This window comes from Treponema endosymbiont of Eucomonympha sp. (genome assembly GCF_001028545.1).
This window is the reverse complement of record NZ_BBPW01000530.1, coordinates 1-503: the sequence shown is the minus strand read 5'-3', so window position 1 is coordinate 503 and position 503 is coordinate 1. Positions and strand designations below refer to the sequence as shown.

1 rRNA gene is annotated in these 503 nt (G+C 48.5%); it reads left to right on the top strand.

From position 1 onward, the window contains the following. The first annotated feature begins 38 nt into the window (after positions 1–38). Positions 39–150: ribosomal RNA gene (gene rrf, locus AWU74_RS07915) — 5S ribosomal RNA — on the top strand. Positions 151–503 lie beyond the last annotated feature (353 nt).

Here is a 503-nt window from a genome sequence, read left to right as displayed (position 1 = left end):
CTTTTTTTTCCTGCCCTTTTCTTATATTTGTTGCTATGCCTGGTGGCCATAGTGGAGGGGTAATACCCGTTCCCATCCCGAACACGGAAGTCAAGCCCTCTTACGCCGATGATACTGCCCTTGCGGCGGGAAAGTAGGTAGCTGCCAGGTTTTTTATTAGTTTCTTTTAAGGTCTGATGCCCCGCTGCTTGCAGAGGTGATTTCTTTATTTCCAAGGATTAAGATAAGTTTTTGCCGCGCAAAATATGTCCGGTTTTGCGTATCCAGACACAGCTGTGCGTCTGGCTTTGTTATAGCACCTCTTGATGCGCAAGCAAAGGCAGGAGCGAAACCGCTTCTGCCAAATGTTTTCTTGCCCGCCGACTGCTTTACGGTTTAGGCAGTGTGGACTGGATAGGGGAAAAGAGGTAAAATAGAAGCATGAAAAGAAATGAAGGCATTCACCGGCACGATATAAGCGACGAGGCGTGGGAACGGATAAAAGAACTGCTGCCCGGACAGGC